A 16662-nucleotide genomic window follows, 5' to 3' on the forward strand; every position below is an offset into this window, starting at 1 on the left:
GGTAGCGTGACCTGCTATGCCGCGTTCATTCGACATGTCCACCGACTACGGGGCCACCGTCGAAGATGTTCTCCGCGCATTCGGCGACGAGAAGTACTGGCGGGCACGACTAGCCGATTCCGGTGCCGACGACGCGACGCTGGACGTGCTGCGAGTCGACGACGACGGTATCGACGTGGTCACCACGCAGGTGCTGCGCAGCGACCGGCTGCCGGCGGTGGTTACCCAGTTCCACCGCGGCGATCTGCGCATTCGGCGCGAGGAGAAATGGACCGGGATCAGCGACGGGGTCGCCAATGCCACTGTCGCCGGGGCGATCATCGACGCGCCGGCCGCACTGACCGGGACCGCCGTGCTGGAGCCGGTGGCCGAGACCGGCGGCGCCCGGCTGAAGTTCCGGGCGACCGTGGAGGTCCGCATCCCGCTGGTCGGCGGCAAGCTGGAGAACTTCATCGGCAGTCAGCTGGTCGAGCTGCTGATCGCGGAGCAGCGCTTCACGACGATGTGGATCAGCCAGACCGCTTAACGCGCTCTAACCCGCCGAGCGGCGACTTGTTGGGCCAATCCTGGCGATTTCGCCCGACAACTCGACGTTCGACAACGTTCTAGGGTAGTCGTCATGCGGATTGCGGTGGCCCAGATCCTCAGCGGCACCGAACCGGCCGACAACCTGAACCTGGTGCGCGACTACACCAGCCGGGCCGCCGACGCCGGCGCGACGCTGGTGGTATTCCCCGAGGCGACGATGTGCCGGTTCGGGGTGCCGCTGGCACCGGTCGCCGAACCGGTCGACGGGCCGTGGGCCGACGGCGTGCGCCGCATCGCTGCCGACGCCGGTATCACGGTGATCGCCGGGATGTTCACCCCGGCCGGCGACGGGCGGGTCACCAATACCCTGCTGGCGGCGGGCCCCGACATCGACGCGCATTACGACAAGATCCACCTCTACGACGCGTTCGGGTTCACCGAGTCGCGCACGGTCGCGCCGGGGCGGGAGCCGGTGGTGATCACCGTCGACGGTGTCGGGGTGGGGTTGAGCACCTGCTACGACATCCGGTTCCCAGGGCTCTACACCGCGCTGGCGCGCCGGGGCGCGCAGCTGATCGCGGTGGCCGCGTCGTGGGGCGCCGGACGCGGCAAGCTCGAGCAGTGGACGTTGCTGGCGCGCGCCCGCGCGCTGGATTCCACCAGCTACATCGTGGCGGCCGGGCAGGCCGATCCGGGCCAGCCGTTGAGCGACTCGGGTGCCCCGACCGGGGTGGGCGGCAGCGTCGTCGTCTCACCGTTCGGCGAGGTGGTGTCCTCGGCGGGCGCCGAGCCGCAGTTGCTGGTCGCCGACCTCGACCTCGACCAGGTCACGACGGCGCGGGACACCATCGCGGTGCTGCGCAATCAGGCCGACTTCCCCGACGTCGATAAGGCAGAATCGCCCGGGTGACGAACCCGCAGGGACCACCGAACGACGACGCGTCGATTTGGGCTCGCCCGGGCAGCGAAGGTGCCACCGAGCAACCGCAGCCGCCTGCCGACTCGACGCCGACCACGCCGGAACACCAGCCTGCGTGGGCTCCGCCGCCGGGAGTCGAGGAGTACCCAGCTGAGGACGCCGCAACCGTGAAAATGCCTGGGAAAACCGCGCGCCGCCTGTTCCGCGACCCGTTGTCGATCGCGCTGCTCGCGGTCATCGTGCTGGCGCTGCCCGCGGCCGGCCTGGTCGGCGGCGAACTGTACGCCCGTCACCGCGCCGACAGCGTGGTGGCGGCGGCAACCGAATGCGTGGTGCAGGACAAGGCCAGCGTCTCGTTCGGCCCGTATCCGTTCCTGCTGCAGCACTTAGCCGGCGACTACCGCGACATCTCGATCCAGACCGCCGGCAACCAGATCCGCAGCGCCAAGGGCATGCGAGCCGACATCAAGATCAGCGAAGTCAACCTGCACGGCGACGCCAACTCCAAGGGGACGATCGGCGCGCTGGACGCCGCGATCACCTGGACGTCGGAAGGCATCAAGGAAACCGTCGCCGACGCGGTTCCGTTCGTCGGCGGCCTGGTCAACAGCGTGACCACCAATCCGAGCGCCGGCACCATCGAGCTCAAGGGCGCGCTGGGCCTGGGCAGCGTCACCGTCAAGCCCGCCGTCGCCAACAACGGGCTGTCGCTGAAGGTCGTCACGGTCACCGCGATGGGCGCCCCGGTGCCGGCCGAGACCGCGCAGGACGCGCTGGACGTCTTCACCTCGAGGCTGATCAACGACTACCCGCTGGGGATTCACGCCGACAGTGTGCAAGTCACCGATTCCGGTGTGACAGCGCACTTTTCGACGCGCAACGCCTCGATTCCGCCCGGTCAGTCGGACCCCTGCTTCGCCAAGCTGTGACGGACCTTGGACTTCATTCAGTTCGATAGGGCAAAATCGCGCTAGTGACGACTCCGCAAGGGCCTTCCCGCGGCGACGGGTCGGAATGGGCCCGTCCCTCCGGCCGTCCCCAGCCGACTCCCGGCCCGTCCCAATCACCGACCCAGCGGATCCCGCAGAGCGGCCGACCGCAAGAACCGCGCCGCCCTGCCGGGCCTCCGCCGCGCCAGCCCGGTCCCCCGCCGCCCCCTCCGCCGCGGCAAGCCGGACCTCCGCCGCATCAGCCGGCGCCGCCGCCTAACCAGCAGGCGCGCCAGCCCGGCCCGCCGCCGGGGGTGCAGGAGCAGGCCACCACTCGGATCTCGACACAGTCAGAGTCGAAGGACACGCCGGTGCAAACCCATCGCGGCTTCTTCCGCAACCCGACGTCGATCGCGCTGCTCCTGGTCATCGTGCTGCTGCTGGTGATCGCCGGCCTGATCGGCGCCGAGCTGTACACCCGCCACACCGCCGACAGCAAGGTGGCCAGCGCGGTGGAATGCGAGGTGCAGGACAGCGCGACGGTGAAGTTCGCCGTGACGCCGCCGGTGCTGTGGCAGTACATCAACAGCCGCTACACCAACATCTCGGTGCAGACCGCGGGCAATCAGGTGCGCAGCGCCAAAGGCATGACGCTCAACCTCGATATCCACGACGTCAACCTGAACGGGACCAACAACTCCAAGGGCACGATCGGCTCGCTGAACGGCACCATCACGTGGACTTCGGCCGGCATCAAGCAGTCGATCGAGGACGCCATCCCGGTGCTGGGCAGCTTCGTGGCCAGCAAGGTCACCACCAACGCCGGTGACGGGACCATCCAGTTGAAGGGCCTGCTGGACAGCGCCACCCTGAAGCCGCAGATCGTCAACAACGGGCTGTCGCTGAAGGTGGTCGACCTGAGCGCGCTGGGCTCGAAGATGTCGACGGACAAGGTGCAAAAGAACCTCGACGACCTCACCTCGAAGGCGACCCAGAACTATCCGCTGGGCATCCACGCCGACAGCGTGAAGGTCACCGATTCCGGTGTGCAGGCGACGTTTTCGACCCAGAACGCCACCATCCCGTCGTCGTCGCAGTCCAGCCAGGACACCTGCTTCGACAACCTCTAAGCCAGCCCGTCGAGCACCGCGCGGGTGCCCGACAACCCCAGCCGGGTAGCGCCCGCGTCGAGCATCGCGACGGCGTCGGCGGCGGTGCGGATGCCGCCGCTGGCCTTGACGCCGAGCCGGCCGCCGACGGCCTCGGCCATCAGCGCGACGGCCTCGACCGAGGCGCCGCCCGCCGGGTGAAATCCCGTGGAGGTCTTCACGAAGTCCGCGCCGGCATCCTCGGCGGCGTGGCAGACGTCGACCAGGACGCCTGCGACCGGCAACAGCACCGCCGACTCGACGATGACCTTGAGCACGACGCCCGGCACCGCGGCGCGCACTGCGGCGGTATCGGACCGGACGGCTTCCAGGTCACCGGCCAGTGCCGCGCCGACGTCGATCACCATGTCGACCTCGTCGGCCCCGGATGCGACGGCCAGCGCCGCTTCGCGCGCCTTCACCTCGGACAGGTGCTTGCCCGACGGGAATCCCGCAACCGTGGCGATCCGTACACCCCCGGCCTTGGCCGCGACCGGCACCATCGACGGCGAGACGCAGACGGCGTAGACGCCCAAGTCGGCGCCTTCGGCGACGACGGCCGCCACGTCAGCGGCGCTGGCCTCGGGCTTGAGCAACGTGTGGTCGACCAGGGCGGCGACCTGGTCTCGGGACGGCGGCATCAAAAGGGCTCTTCGGCGCCGCCGGGGTTACAGCCGGACGCCAGCATCGTGGCGTCGTCGACGACGGGACGCCACGGCTCGAGGTTCCAGCTGGTCTTGCCCGGCTCGGCGAACTCGGCCATTTCCCAGTGACAGAGGAACTGCGCGCGCATGCCCGGAGTGTCGGCGCCCGGCGCCTTGGCCAGCACCTCGCTCCAGGCCTCGTCGCTGCCGGATACGCCCTGCCGGGCGGCCGCGCGAGCCGACGGGGTCGGATACACCCGCAGGCTGGTGCCGCTACCCCACTGCACCCATTCGGTGTGGTCGACAAACGGCGGCGTCGCCGTCTCCGCGGACGCGGGAGCGGCACCCAGCAGCGCGAAGAATGCGACCGCCAGCACAGCGAAAGAACGCATGCGACTAGCGCGATTTGCCTTGAATCTCAAGGAGTTTGGGACGGACGTCAACCAGGTAGAGACCCGCCGCGCCGGCGCCGATCGCCATCCCGAGCACCCCGAGCAGCCAGGCCAACAGCGTGGCGACACCGAGGATGGTCAGCCAGACCGGCTTGGTCAGCTTCTCCGCGGCCGTGTAGGCGTCCGGCCGCTGCATTGCCGCGTGCACGAACGCGTAGAGCGACGTCAGCACGACGGCGATCTGCAGCACCATCAAAACGGCGTTCACAAGGCTCACCCCGTAAGGGTATGCGGCAAGCCCGGAAAACGTCGACTCCGAGTTGCCCGGCGGGGCAACTCGGAGTCGAGGTGGCAGAGCGAATTACTTCTGGGTGACCTTCTTGGCCGGCGACTTCTTGGCGGGCGACTTCTTGGCCGCAGCCTTCGCCGGGGTCTTCTTGGCCGCCGTCTTCTTGGCCGGAGCCTTCTTCGCCGGAGCCTTCTTCGCGGGCAGCTCGATGCCGACCAGCTTGGCGGCACGCTCGCCGACCGCGCGGGTCTGCGAAGCGACGGTGCCCAGGGCCTCCTGGGTCAACTCGACCGCCTGGTCGACGTAGCCCTCGGCGCGCGCAGACACGTCGTCGAAGCTCTGGCGGCTGCGCAGCCGCTCCAGGGCCACCTCGCCACGCTCGACGAGCTCGTTGTAGCGGTTGGTCGCGGCCTCCAGGTAGCCCTCGGCGGCGGTCCGCAGCTCGTCGGCGGTGAAGCGCTCGCGCAGCTCACGCAGCTGCTCGGGCAGCTCCTCCTGGAGCTTGGTCAGCCGCGCACGGCTCTCCTCGACCCGGCTGCGGGTGTCGGTGCGGGTCTCTTCGGCGCGCTCGCGCAGCTCGACCAGCAGGTCGTTGACCGTGGCCAGCGCCAGGTCGGCGGCGCCCAGTGCGGCAAGCAGCGGGGCCTTCAGGTCGTCAACGGTCGGGTTGTCGGCCATGGTGTGTGTTTCCTTTCGTGGATGGTTTCTCTAGCGGCGGTCGAACAGTTGGCATACCCAACGCTTAGGCAGGTTCGTCACGCGCCGCTTCGTTCTGTTGAACGAAGGACGTGTAGATGTCGAGCAGAACCTGCTTCTGCCGCTCGGTGATCGCCGTGTCGGTCACGATGGCGTCGCGGACTTCGCTAGTGGGGCTGGGTTCGAGGATCCCGGCCCGCACGTAGAGAACTTCAGCGGAGACCCGCAGCGCCTTGGCGATCTGGTTGAGTACGTCAGCGGACGGTTTCCGCAATCCACGCTCGATCTGAGACAGATACGGATTGCTGACACCGGCCTTTTCCGCCAACTGCCGCACCGACACCTGGGCCGCCTCGCGCTGCGCCCTGATGAAACTGCCGATGTCTGACGCAGCGGTGGACACCACTGCAGCAAGGTTCTCGTCCTGCGGCATTGGCGCTCCTCGCGTCTGATCGTCGGTGCTGACGCGCACCACAGTACGACCGAGTGCTAACTATTGCAAGCACTGTTAGCACAGCTCAGAACATCAGCTGCGCAATCGTGTAGATCACCAGGCCGGCCAGCGAACCCACCACGGTGCCGTTGATCCGGATGAACTGCAGGTCGCGGCCGACATGCAGCTCGATGCGACGGCTGGCCTCGGCGGCGTCCCAGCGCTCGATGGTGTCGGTGATGATCGCGGTGATCTCAACCCCGTACTGCGAGACCAGATGCTGGGCCGCGCGCACGATCCAGTCGTCGACTTTGTCGCGCAGGTCGGCGTCGTCGCGCAGCGACTCACCGATCCGCACAACCGTGTCGGCGATGCGGGTGCGCAGGGCGCTTGACGGGTCGTCGACGCCTTCGAGCACCAGCCGCTTCAGCGTTTGCCAGGCCGTCGCTGCGGCGTTGGTGACCTCGTCGCGGGCCATCAGCTGTTCCTTGACCGCCTCGGCCCGGGCGATCGTCGCCTCGTCGTGCTGCAGATCGTCGGCGAACTCGAACAGGAACCGGGTCGCCGAGCGGCGCAGCTCGTGGTCGGGGTTGCGACGGACCTTGTCTGTGAAGTCCATCAGCTCGCGGTGGATGCGGTCGCCGACCAGATGGTCGATGAACCGCGGCGACCAACTCGGTGAGTCACGCTCGACCACCCGCTGAATGACCTCGCCGGCGTTCAGCGACCACTGGAACGCCCGGTCGGCCAGCAACTGGATCAGCGCCTCCTGCCGGTTCTCGGCCAGCAGCGTGGCCAGCACCCGGCCCACCGGCGGGCCCCACTTCGGCTCGGCGATGCGGCGCACGATCATCCGGTCGATGACGTGCTGGACGTCCTCGTCGCGCAGCAGTTCCACCAGCACCCGCAGCACGGTCGCGGTCTCGGCGGCCACCCGCTGCGCGTGGGCGGTTTCCGAGAGCCACTTGCCCAGCCGGCCCGCGATCTGCGCATCCCGCAGCTTGGTCTCCACCACCGGTGGCGAGAGGAAGTTCTCCCGCACGAACGTGCCCAAGCCCTCGCCGAGCTGGTCTTTCTTGCGCTTGATGATCGCGGTGTGCGGGATCGGAATGCCCAGCGGATGCTTGAACAGCGCGGTGACGGCGAACCAGTCCGCCAGAGCGCCGACCATGCCCGCCTCGGCGGCGGCGCCCACGTAACCGACCCAGGTGGCCGCCCCGCCCCCGGATTGTGCCCAGCGGCAGCCGAGAAAGACCCCGGTGGCGCCGACCAGGAAGCTCAGCGCCACCACCTTCATCCGGCGCAGGCCCCGGCGCCGTTCGGCGTCGGCCTGCGGATCGGCCGCGACGAACGATTGCGCCAGAGACAGGGGCGCGGGCTGCGCTCTGATCGGCAGCCGCGCCCGTGCCGCCGGATTGGCTCGATGCACCACCCCACCATCATCCACTGTGGAAATAGGTAGTTACCTGTTACCGGCCCAGCTGCGAGGCCACAAGAGGCCGTAATATCGACTACATCTGATGAATGGGAATCCGCGATAGTGGCACAGCAGCTCCCGGCCGGCACCGTAAAGACCGATGGCCGCAAGCGGCGTTGGCACCAGCACAAGGTGGAACGCCGCAATGAGCTGATCGACGGGACGATCGAAGCAATCCGGCGGCGAGGCCGCTACGTCAGCATGGACGAAATCGCCAGCGAGATCGGGGTCTCCAAAACAGTTCTGTACCGCTACTTCGTCGACAAGAACGATCTGACGACCGCGGTGATGATGCGGTTCACCCAGCAAACGCTGATTCCCAACATGGCGGCCGCGCTCTCGTCGAACCTGGACGGTTTCGACCTGGCCCGCGAGATCATCCGGGTGTATGTCGAAACGGTGGCGGCCGAACCCGAGCCGTACCGCTTCGTGATGGCCAACAGCTCGGCGAGCAAGAGCAAGGTCGTCGCGGACTCGGAGCGGATCATCGCCCGGATGATCGCAGTGATGCTGCGCCGCCGCATGCAGCAAGCCGGGATGGACACCGGCGGCGCCGAGCCGTGGGCCTACATGATCGTCGGCGGCGTGCAGTTGGCCACCCATTCGTGGCTGCTGGACCCGCGAATGACTGCCAACGAACTGATCGACTACCTGACGATGTTGAGCTGGAGCGCATTGTGCGGGATCGTCGAGGTCGGCGGATCGTTGGAGAAGTTCCGCGGCCAACCGCATCCGCCGCCGATCGTTCCACCGCTACCGCACTAGGTGGTTGCCATGCCCAGCCTGACGGTCCGTTCCCGGCTCAGTTCGTGGGCATACGCCGTGCGCACCACCAACCCGCCGCCCGACGGGCCGGTCGACGTCGTCACCCGCTGGCTGGTCGTCACCCGCGCCGCCGTGCTGCCGATGACGCTGTTCGCCGGCCTGGTCGCCGCGCTGCTGGCGGTCGGCAAGCCCGGATTGGATTGGCGTTGGCTGATCCTGGCGATCGCCGGAATCACGTTGGCGCACATCGCCAATAACCTGATGAACGACCTCTACGACACGCAGACCGGAACCGACAGCGCCAACTATCCGCGCGCCCTCTACGCCCCGCACCCGGTGCTCTCGGGTCTGGTCAGCCGTCGCACCCTGCTCGTCGCGATCGCTGCGGTGAACCTCGCCGATCTGGCGATCCTGATCGTGCTGACGTGGGCGCGCGGCTGGCCGGTAGTGGCGTTCGCGTTGTCGGGTTTCGTGTTGAGCGTCGCCTACACCGCACCGCCGGTACGACTGAAGAAGCGCGGCCTGGGCGAGCCCGATGTGCTGGTGGTGTGGGGTCCGCTGATGGTGTGCGGCACCTACTACTCGGCGGTCGGCGCCGTCGGCTGGGACATCGTGTTGGCATCGTTGCCCTATGGGCTGCTGTGCACCACCGTGCTGATGGGCAAGCACATCGACAAGATCCCCTACGACGAGCCGCTCGGCATCCGCACGCTGCCGGTGATGCTCGGCGAAACCCGCGCCCGCGCGGGCACGCTCGGCATGATGGTCGGCTTCTACGTGTTGGTGGCCGTGGCGGTGGCGGCGGGCGCGATGCCGTGGCCGGCACTGCTCGTCGTGCTGGCGCTGCCGCGACTTGTCAAGGTGTGGCCGTATTTTCGGCGTCCGCCGCCCGACGAGCCGCCGAAGGATTTCCCGGTGTGGCCGCTGTGGTATGCCGCGCTGGCGTGGCTGCATGTGCGGCAGGCCGGCGCGCTGCTGGTGGTCGGCCTGGCGATCGGCGCGCTGTTGCGCGCCGTCTGACGCCGCATACTTCCGCGCGACATCCTCAGCGGCTAGCATCCAACGAACGCATGGGGGTAGATCATGCTGCTTGAAGCGGAACTCGTGGATGCCTCTCGGTAATCGAGAAAGGCGCACGCAGTAATGCCCCTCCAACTCACGCCGCGCTTCAGCGACGTGCAGGCCCACTATGACCTGTCCGACGACTTCTTTCGGCTCTTCCTCGATCCCACCCAGACTTACAGCTGCGCCTACTTCGAACGCGACGACATGACGCTGGAGCAGGCGCAGCTGGCCAAGATCGACCTCGCGCTGGGCAAGTTGCGGCTGCAGCCCGGAATGACGTTGCTCGACATCGGCTGCGGCTGGGGCGCAACGATGAAACGCGCCGTCGAACGCTACGACGTCAACGTCGTCGGCCTGACGTTGTCCGCCAACCAGGCCACCCACGTGCAGAAGATGTTCGACGACATGGACAGCCGGCGTTCGACGCGGGTGCTGCTGGAGGGCTGGGAGGAGTTCGACGAGCCCGTCGACCGCATCGTCTCGATCGGGGCGTTCGAGCATTTCGGCCACCAACGCTATGCGCGCTTTTTCACGATGGCCGAACATGCGTTGCCGGTGGACGGCCTCATGCTGCTGCACACCATCGTCCGGCCGACCTTCAAGGAGTTGCGCAGCCGCGGCATGGGTTTGACGCGCGACATCGTGCACTTCAGCAAATTCATCATGGACGAGATTTTTCCGGGCGGGTGGCTGCCGACGGTCCCGACGGTCGAAGAGCACGCCACCAAAGTCGGGTTCGCAGTGACGCGGATCCAGTCACTGCAGCCGCACTACGCGAGGACGCTGGCGATGTGGGCGGCAGCGTTGCGGGCCAACAAGGAGCGGGCCGTCGCGATGCAGTCGCAGGAGGTCTACGACCGCTACATGAGGTACCTGACCGGTTGCGCGCAGCTGTTCCGTGACGGCTATACCGACGTCGACCAGTTCACGTTGGAGAAGTAGCGGTCAGCCTTTGGTGAGGGTGAACTGCGCCACCTCGCTGATGCCTCGGCGGAAGAAGTCGGCGCATCCGGTCAGATATCTCAGATAGCGCTGGTAGACCACTTCGGAGGTAGCGGCGACGGCCTCCTGGTGATGGGCCACCAAGTTGGCCGCCCAGGTGTCGAGGGTCCTGACGTAATGCGGGTTGAGCCGTTGGATCTCGTCCACCGAAAAGCCGGCAGCGCTCGAATACTCGACGACGTCTTCTTCCGACGGCAGCTGGCCGCCGGGGAATATCTCCTGGCCGATGAAACGCATGAACCGCAGATCACTCATCGTGATCGCGATACCGTTCTTCTTCCAGTAGCCCGTTGGGTGCGTGAATATCGTCTGCAGCACCATTCGCCCGTCACTCGGCAGCACCCGGTGGGCCATCTCGAAAAACGCGGCATACCGTGCTTTGCCGAACGCCTCGAATGCCTCGATGCTGACAATGCGGTCGACCGGCTCGTCGAACTCTTCCCAGCCATGCAGCAGCACCTCATGCGAACGGTGAGTGTCGAGGCCGTCGAGCAGACGCTGACAATAGGCGTGCTGATTCTTGCTCAGTGTCAGGCCGACGACATTGACGTCGTAGCGCTCGATCGCGCGCCGCATTGCCGAACCCCAGCCGCAACCGACGTCGAGCAGCGTCATGCCGGGCCGCAGATCCAGCTTGGACAGGTTCAGGTCGACCTTGGCGAGCTGCGCCTGCCCCAGCGTCATGTCCTCGCGTTCGAAGAATGCGCAGCTATATGTCCGGGAGGGATCCTGGAATAGCCCGAAGAAATCGTCGGACAAGTCGTAATGCGCTTGAACGTCCTCGAAGTACGGCCGCATCTTGGTCGTGCCCTCAGCCATTTTTCGACCTCCGAGCGTGTCTCGTTTGGCATCCCGCCTCGATCGGGTACCCAGGAAAAATGGCCAGAAACACCCAATTGCGGTGCGCGGTGTCACCGCGCTGTCAGAACCCCGTCGGTGGCGCCAATACCGTGCCGCCACATGCTGTTACAGGCACAACCACGATCCCGCCGGGGCCAATTGCAGCGCTCCACGGCTGCGTATAAGGTCTGCGGCTATGACACACGGCAACAGTGAACTCAAGCCGGATGTCGCGCACATCCAGTCGCACTATGACCGGTCGAACGAATTCTTCAAACTCTGGCTCGACCCGTCGATGACATACAGCTGCGCATATTGGGAAGACGGCGCCACGACGCTGGAAGAGGCGCAGTACGCCAAACGCGAGCTGGCCCTGGGCAAGCTTGGATTGAAGCCCGGCATGACCCTGCTCGACATCGGTTGCGGCTGGGGCTCGACCATGCGGCACGCGATCGAGAAGTACGACGTGAACGTCATCGGTCTGACGTTGAGCGAGAACCAGCTGGTGCACTGCCAGCAAAAGTTCGACGAAATGGACAGCCCGCGGCGCAAAGAAGTGCGGCTGCAGGGCTGGGAAGAATTCAACGAGCCCGTGGACCGCATCGTGTCGCTGGGCGCATTCGAGCACTTCGCCGACGGCATCGGCACTTACGAGCGCTACGCCGACTTTTTCAAGATGACCTACAACGTGATGCCCGACGACGGCGTCATGCTGCTGCACACGATCGTGGTGCCCACTGCCGAAGAGGGCGAAAGGCTCGGGCTGAAGCGGACGATGTCGCTGATGCGGTTCATCAGCTTCATCCGCAAAGAGATCTACCCCGGGGGCCGCTTGCCGCAGGTCGACATCGTCGACAAGTACGCCACCGAGGCCGGCTTCGACATCACCCGCCGCCACTTCATCGGTAAGAACTACGTGCGCACCCTGGACACCTGGGCCAAGGCCCTCGAAGCGCATAAGGACCAGGCGATCGAGCTCAAGGGCGAGCAGATGTACGAGACGTTCATCAAGTACCTGACCGGATGCCGCGAGCTGTTCCGGGACGGCTACACCAACGTCTGCCAGTTCACGATGGAAAAGCAGGCCGCTTAGCCGGCGGCGCGGGCCTTACTTCGTCAGGGTGAATTGGCCGACATTGCTGATGCCTTTGCGGAATAGGCCCGCGCATCCGGTCAGGTACCGCATATAGCGGTCGTAGACCTCTTCGGACTGCAACGCGATGGCCTGTTCGCGATTGGCCTCCAGATTTGCCGCCCACATATCAAGCGTCCGGGCGTAGTGGGGCTGCAAGAATTGCATCCGCTCGACCGTGAATCCCGCGGCCTCGGAGTATTCGACGACATCCTCTTTCGATGGCAACTGGCCGCCCGGGAATATTTCCTCGCCGATGAACTTGAACAGTCGGACATCGCTCATGGTGAGCTTCATGCCGTTTTCCTGCATGTATTTGTACGTGTAGGTCATGATCGTGTGCAGCAGCATCCGGCCGTCGTCGGGGAGGATTTCGAAGGCGCGTTCGAAGAAAGCGGGATAGCGTTCCTTCTTGAATGCTTCGAAGGCGCCGATGCTGACGATCCGGTCCACTGGCTCGTTGAATTCTTCCCAACCCTGCAGCCGCACTTCGACATTGCGCTTCGTCGGGATCTTCGCGAGCCTGGCCTTGCTGTATTCGCACTGGTTGCGGCTCAGCGTGATACCGATGACGTTGACGTCGTAGTTCTCGATGGCCCGTTGCAGTCCGCCACCCCAGCCGCAACCGATGTCCAGCAGCGTCATCCCCGGCTCGAGGTTGAGTTTGCCCAGCGCCAGATCGAACTTGGCGTTCTGCGCCTCTTCGAGGGTCATGTCGTCGCGCTCGAAGTATGCGCAGGTGTAGCCCATCGTCGGGTCTAGGAACAACGCGAAGAATTCGTCTGAAATGTCGTAGATCGATTGCGACTCTTCATAGAACGGCGTCAACTGAGACATTTGTGAACGTGTATCCCAACCCTCAGATTTCCTCGGTCGCAAGCACCATACTCTGGTGGCGCGACGGCCCGCGCACCGGCATGCCACGGCGCCGCCGCCCGATTCAAATTGGTGTGACGCAGGACGCTATTTGGTCAGCGTGAACTGGGCCACCTCGGTGATTCCCCGCCGGAAGAAGTCCGCGCAGCCCACCAAGTACTTCATGTAGCGGTCGTAGACCTCTTCGGACTGGACCGCGATGGCCCGCTCGCGGTTGGCCTCCAAGTTGGCCGCCCAGGTGTCCAGCGTCCGCGCGTAATGGGGGTTCAACGACTGGATCTGCTCCACCGAGAATCCGGCACCGGCGGAAAACTCCAGGATGTCTTCTTTGGCCGGCATCTGCCCGCCCGGAAAAATCTCCTGGCCGATGAAGCGCATGAACCGCAAATCGGTCATGGTCACCGGGATGCCGTGCTCGGACCAATACGTCCAGGGGTGGGTGAACAAGCTGTGCAGCAACATCCGGCCGTCGCCGGGCATGATGTCGTAGGCGCGTTCGAAGAATGCCGGATAGCGCTCCTTCTTGAACGCGTCGAACGCCTCCACGGTGACGATCCGGTCGACCTTCTCCTCGAACTCCTCCCAGCCTTGCAGCCGGGCCTCCGCAGTGCGCTCAGTCGGGATCTTGGCGAGCTTGGCCTTGCTGTACTCGTACTGGTTGCGGCTGAGCGTGATGCCGATGACGTTCACGTCGTACTTCTCGACGGCCCGCACCAACGCGGCGCCCCAGCCGCAGCCGACATCGAGCAGCGTCATTCCCGGCTCGAGATTCAGCTTGTCCAGTGCCAGATCCCATTTGGCGATCTGCGCCTCTTCGAGGGTCATGTCGTCGCGCTCGAAATAGGCGCAGGTGTAGGTCATCGTGGGATCGAGAAACAGCGAAAAGAACTCGTCGGACAGGTCGTAGATCGCTTGCGCTTCTTCGTAGTACGGTCGCAGATTCGTCATTCCACCAGTACCTATGCGTCTTCACTGCCGTGCTGCGCATACTTTACCGCAGCCCGAAAGGTCTGCTCCCCACCGCAACTCGTGAAACAGACCTCAGTATGAATAAAATCCTTGACCGGATTTCTTGCCCAGTAAGCCGGCTTCGACCATGCGCAGCAATAGCGGCGGCGGGGCGTACTGCGGCTCCTTGAATTCCTCGAACATCTTGTCGGCGATCAGCTTGCAGGTGTCCAGACCGACCAGATCGCAGAGCCGCAACGGCCCCATCGGATGCGACAGCCCGGCGACGACGGCCTTGTCGACGTCCTCGACGCTGGCGAACCCGGCCTCGACCATCCGGATCGCCGACAACAGGTAGGGCACCAGCAAGGCGTTCACCACGAAGCCGGACCGGTCCGAACAGCGCACCACCTGCTTGCCCAGCACCGTGCTGGCGAATTCCTCGGTGCGCGCGGCCGCGGCCTCGTCGGTGACCAGCGTGCAGACCAACTCGACCAGCGGCAGCACCGGCACCGGGTTGAAGAAGTGCAGCCCGAGCACCCGCCGCGGGTTCTTGGTGGCCGCGGCCAGCTTCATGATCGGGATGCTGGACGTGTTCGACGCCAGCACCGCGTCGGGATCGGTGATGATCTCGTCGAGCTCGGCGAAGATCTTCGCCTTGACCGCCTCGTCCTCGATGACGGCTTCGATGACCAGTTGCCGGTCGGCGAGGTCGCCCAGATCGGTGGTGAAGGTCAGCTTTTCGACGGCACCGTCGCGCTCGCGCTCGGTGATCTTGCCAGCGCTGACACCGCGCTCCAGCGACTTCACGATCCGGTTGCGTCCCGCGGTGACCAGCGCCTCGGTGGTCTCGAACACCGTCACGCCGACACCGGCGCGGGCTGACACCTCGGCGATCCCGGCGCCCATCTGCCCGGCGCCGATGACGCCTACTCGTTCGATCACTCTTTACCCTTCCCGCCGAGCGTGCGCAGTTGTACGTCTATACGCCGGAAATACCGTACAACTGTGCACGTTCGGGGCCGAGGACCCTCAGTGGAACTGGCCTTCTTCGGTCGAACCGGTCAGCGCGGTCGTCGACGACGTCGGGTCGACGGTGGTGGCGATCCGGTCGAAGTAGCCAGCACCGACCTCGCGCTGGTGCTTGGTCGCGGTGTAACCCCGCTCCTCGGCGGCGAATTCGCGCTCCTGCAGCTCGACGTAGGCGCTCATCTGGTTGCGGGCGTAGCCGTACGCCAGGTCGAACATCGAGTAGTTGAGCGCGTGGAAACCGGCCAGCGTGATGAACTGGAACTTGAATCCCATTGCGCCAAGCTCTTTTTGGAACTTCGCGATGGTCGAATCGTCCAGGTGCTTCTTCCAGTTGAACGACGGCGAGCAGTTGTACGCCAGCATCTGGTCGGGGAACTCGGCCTTGACCGCCTCGGAGAACTGCTTGGCCAGTTCGAGGTCGGGGGTGCCGGTCTCCATCCAGATCAGGTCGGCGAACGGCGCGTAGGCCTTGGCCCGGGCGATGCACGGGTCGATGCCGTTGCGGGTGCGGTAGAAGCCCTCCCGGGTCCGCTCGCCGGTGATGAACGGCTTGTCGCGCTCGTCGACGTCGGAGGTGATCAGCGTGGCCGCCTCGGCGTCGGTGCGCGCGATGACCACGGTCGGCACGTCGCACACGTCGGCGGCCAGCCGGGCCGAGGTCAGCGTCCGGATGTGCTGCTGGGTCGGGATCAGCACCTTGCCACCCAGGTGGCCGCACTTCTTCTCCGACGCCAGCTGGTCCTCCCAGTGCGAGCCCGCGACACCGGCCGCGATCATCGCCTTCTGCAGCTCGAACACGTTCAGCGCGCCGCCGAAGCCGGCCTCGCCGTCGGCGACGATCGGCGCCAGCCAGTTCTTGACGGAGGTGTCGCCCTCGATCTTGGCGATCTGGTCGGCGCGCATCAGCGCGTTGTTGATCCGGCGCACCACCTGCGGCACCGAGTTGGCCGGGTAGAGGCTCTGGTCAGGGTAGGTGTGACCGGACAGGTTCGCGTCACCGGCGACCTGCCAGCCGGACAGGTAGATGGCCTTCAGGCCGGCGCGGACCTGCTGCACGGCCATGTTGCCGGTCAGCGCGCCGAGCGCGTTGATGTACTCCAGGTCGTGCAACTGCTCCCACAGCACCTCGGCGCCGCGCCTGGCCAGCGTGTTCTCCTCGACCACGGTGCCCTGCAACGCCACCACGTCCTCGGCGCTGTAGGTACGGGTGACGTCCTTCCACCGCGGGTTGGTGTCCCAGTCGTGCTGGATTTGCTCGGCGCTTTTCGGCGTGCCAACGGTTGACATGGAGGTGCTCCTTATAGGTTCTTCATCGCCGCGGCCGTTGTTAAGCCCGCAGCAACTTCACTGGTCTGCTAAGTCGAAGATGGCACAACTTAGCTCCGCAGGTCCACCCGTTTCATTTGCCAACTTCAGCTACGACTTCAGGTGATTTTGCAAAGTTTGCGAAGCCGCCATATGTCTGAACCGGTTCAGATGATTACCGGTCAGTAACCAAATTGCGCAGGTCAACGGCAATGTTTGCCGGTGCTGGCGGGCGGTGACGA

Annotated in this window: 19 protein-coding genes; 8 read left to right on the forward strand and 11 right to left on the reverse strand. The window is 65.6% G+C overall.

What is annotated here, in order from left to right:
- Positions 1-16 precede the first annotated feature (16 nt).
- The 4 genes from MFM001_RS08970 (at position 17) to MFM001_RS08985 (ending at position 3506) form a co-directional block, all read left to right on the forward strand.
- Positions 17-526: a DUF2505 domain-containing protein gene (locus MFM001_RS08970; protein ID WP_116374908.1), complete on the forward strand. Its 510-nt coding sequence runs from the start codon at positions 17-19 to the stop codon at positions 524-526.
- A gap of 93 nt (positions 527-619) precedes the next feature.
- Positions 620-1438, forward strand: coding sequence for a carbon-nitrogen hydrolase family protein (locus tag MFM001_RS08975; RefSeq protein ID WP_116374909.1), 819 nt, complete (start codon positions 620-622; stop codon positions 1436-1438).
- Positions 1435-2376 (forward strand): DUF2993 domain-containing protein, encoded by a 942-nt coding sequence (locus tag MFM001_RS08980; protein ID WP_116374910.1) that lies wholly within the window; start codon positions 1435-1437, stop codon positions 2374-2376. The genes MFM001_RS08975 and MFM001_RS08980 overlap by 4 nt, the downstream gene beginning before the upstream one ends.
- Before the next feature lie 371 nt (positions 2377-2747).
- Positions 2748-3506 carry a DUF2993 domain-containing protein gene (locus MFM001_RS08985; RefSeq protein ID WP_238159040.1) on the forward strand — a complete coding sequence of 253 codons (759 nt, stop codon included), beginning with the start codon at positions 2748-2750 and terminating at the stop codon, positions 3504-3506.
- Here MFM001_RS08985 and deoC read toward each other — a convergent pair.
- From deoC to MFM001_RS09015, 6 genes are all read right to left on the reverse strand, one after another.
- Complete coding sequence (gene deoC, locus MFM001_RS08990; protein ID WP_116374912.1) at positions 3503-4165, reverse strand: deoxyribose-phosphate aldolase; 663 nt, start codon at positions 4163-4165, stop codon at positions 3503-3505. The two genes, MFM001_RS08985 and deoC, sit on opposite strands and share 4 nt — an antisense overlap.
- Positions 4165-4560 (reverse strand): DUF2599 domain-containing protein, encoded by a 396-nt coding sequence (locus tag MFM001_RS08995; protein ID WP_116374913.1) that lies wholly within the window; start codon positions 4558-4560, stop codon positions 4165-4167. Before MFM001_RS08995 ends, deoC begins: the two co-directional genes overlap by 1 nt.
- Positions 4561-4564: 4 nt before the next feature.
- On the reverse strand, positions 4565-4813 hold the full coding sequence (locus MFM001_RS09000; protein ID WP_116375083.1) for a DUF2516 family protein: 249 nt from the start codon (positions 4811-4813) through the stop codon (positions 4565-4567).
- A gap of 108 nt (positions 4814-4921) precedes the next feature.
- On the reverse strand, positions 4922-5527 hold the full coding sequence (locus MFM001_RS09005; protein WP_116374914.1) for a heparin-binding hemagglutinin: 606 nt from the start codon (positions 5525-5527) through the stop codon (positions 4922-4924).
- 64 nt (positions 5528-5591) lie between these two features.
- Positions 5592-5978 carry a helix-turn-helix domain-containing protein gene (locus MFM001_RS09010; RefSeq protein WP_116374915.1) on the reverse strand — a complete coding sequence of 129 codons (387 nt, stop codon included), beginning with the start codon at positions 5976-5978 and terminating at the stop codon, positions 5592-5594.
- Positions 5979-6063: 85 nt separating this feature from the next.
- The gene (locus MFM001_RS09015; protein ID WP_371685478.1) at positions 6064-7410 is read right to left on the reverse strand and encodes a DUF445 domain-containing protein; all 1347 of its coding nucleotides are present in this window, start codon (positions 7408-7410) and stop codon (positions 6064-6066) included.
- A 108-nt stretch (positions 7411-7518) separates the two neighbouring features.
- On the opposite strand from MFM001_RS09015, the gene MFM001_RS09020 reads away from it, so the two are divergent.
- From MFM001_RS09020 to MFM001_RS09030, 3 genes are all read left to right on the forward strand, one after another.
- Positions 7519-8220 carry a TetR/AcrR family transcriptional regulator gene (locus MFM001_RS09020; RefSeq protein WP_116374916.1) on the forward strand — a complete coding sequence of 234 codons (702 nt, stop codon included), beginning with the start codon at positions 7519-7521 and terminating at the stop codon, positions 8218-8220.
- Positions 8221-8229: 9 nt separating this feature from the next.
- Positions 8230-9240, forward strand: a complete 1011-nt coding sequence (locus tag MFM001_RS09025; RefSeq protein ID WP_116375085.1) for a prenyltransferase — start codon at positions 8230-8232, stop codon at positions 9238-9240.
- Positions 9241-9363: 123 nt separating this feature from the next.
- Positions 9364-10227 (forward strand): cyclopropane mycolic acid synthase family methyltransferase, encoded by an 864-nt coding sequence (locus MFM001_RS09030; protein WP_116374917.1) that lies wholly within the window; start codon positions 9364-9366, stop codon positions 10225-10227.
- Positions 10228-10230: 3 nt separating this feature from the next.
- Here MFM001_RS09030 and MFM001_RS09035 read toward each other — a convergent pair whose 3' ends face one another.
- A complete protein-coding gene (locus tag MFM001_RS09035) occupies positions 10231-11106 on the reverse strand; it encodes a cyclopropane mycolic acid synthase family methyltransferase (protein ID WP_116374918.1) in 876 nt (291 codons plus the stop codon).
- Positions 11107-11323: 217 nt separating this feature from the next.
- Here MFM001_RS09035 and MFM001_RS09040 point away from each other — a divergent pair, with 217 nt between their 5' ends.
- Complete coding sequence (locus tag MFM001_RS09040) at positions 11324-12220, forward strand: cyclopropane mycolic acid synthase family methyltransferase (RefSeq protein ID WP_116374919.1); 897 nt, start codon at positions 11324-11326, stop codon at positions 12218-12220.
- Positions 12221-12235: 15 nt separating this feature from the next.
- Here the strand turns inward: MFM001_RS09040 and MFM001_RS09045 are convergent, their stop codons facing one another.
- The 4 genes from MFM001_RS09045 to aceA all read right to left on the reverse strand — a co-directional run bounded on the left by MFM001_RS09045 (position 12236) and on the right by aceA (position 16402).
- Positions 12236-13096 (reverse strand): cyclopropane mycolic acid synthase family methyltransferase, encoded by an 861-nt coding sequence (locus tag MFM001_RS09045; protein WP_116374920.1) that lies wholly within the window; start codon positions 13094-13096, stop codon positions 12236-12238.
- Between the two features lie 126 nt (positions 13097-13222).
- Positions 13223-14083 carry a cyclopropane mycolic acid synthase family methyltransferase gene (locus tag MFM001_RS09050; RefSeq protein WP_116374921.1) on the reverse strand — a complete coding sequence of 287 codons (861 nt, stop codon included), beginning with the start codon at positions 14081-14083 and terminating at the stop codon, positions 13223-13225.
- A gap of 93 nt (positions 14084-14176) precedes the next feature.
- Positions 14177-15028, reverse strand: coding sequence for a 3-hydroxybutyryl-CoA dehydrogenase (locus tag MFM001_RS09055; RefSeq protein ID WP_116374922.1), 852 nt, complete (start codon positions 15026-15028; stop codon positions 14177-14179).
- A gap of 87 nt (positions 15029-15115) precedes the next feature.
- Complete coding sequence (aceA, locus tag MFM001_RS09060; RefSeq protein ID WP_116374923.1) at positions 15116-16402, reverse strand: isocitrate lyase; 1287 nt, start codon at positions 16400-16402, stop codon at positions 15116-15118.
- Positions 16403-16662: the final 260 nt, after the last annotated feature.

It is taken from the genome of Mycobacterium sp. MFM001 (assembly GCF_003402475.1).
GTDB lineage: Bacteria > Actinomycetota > Actinomycetes > Mycobacteriales > Mycobacteriaceae > Mycobacterium.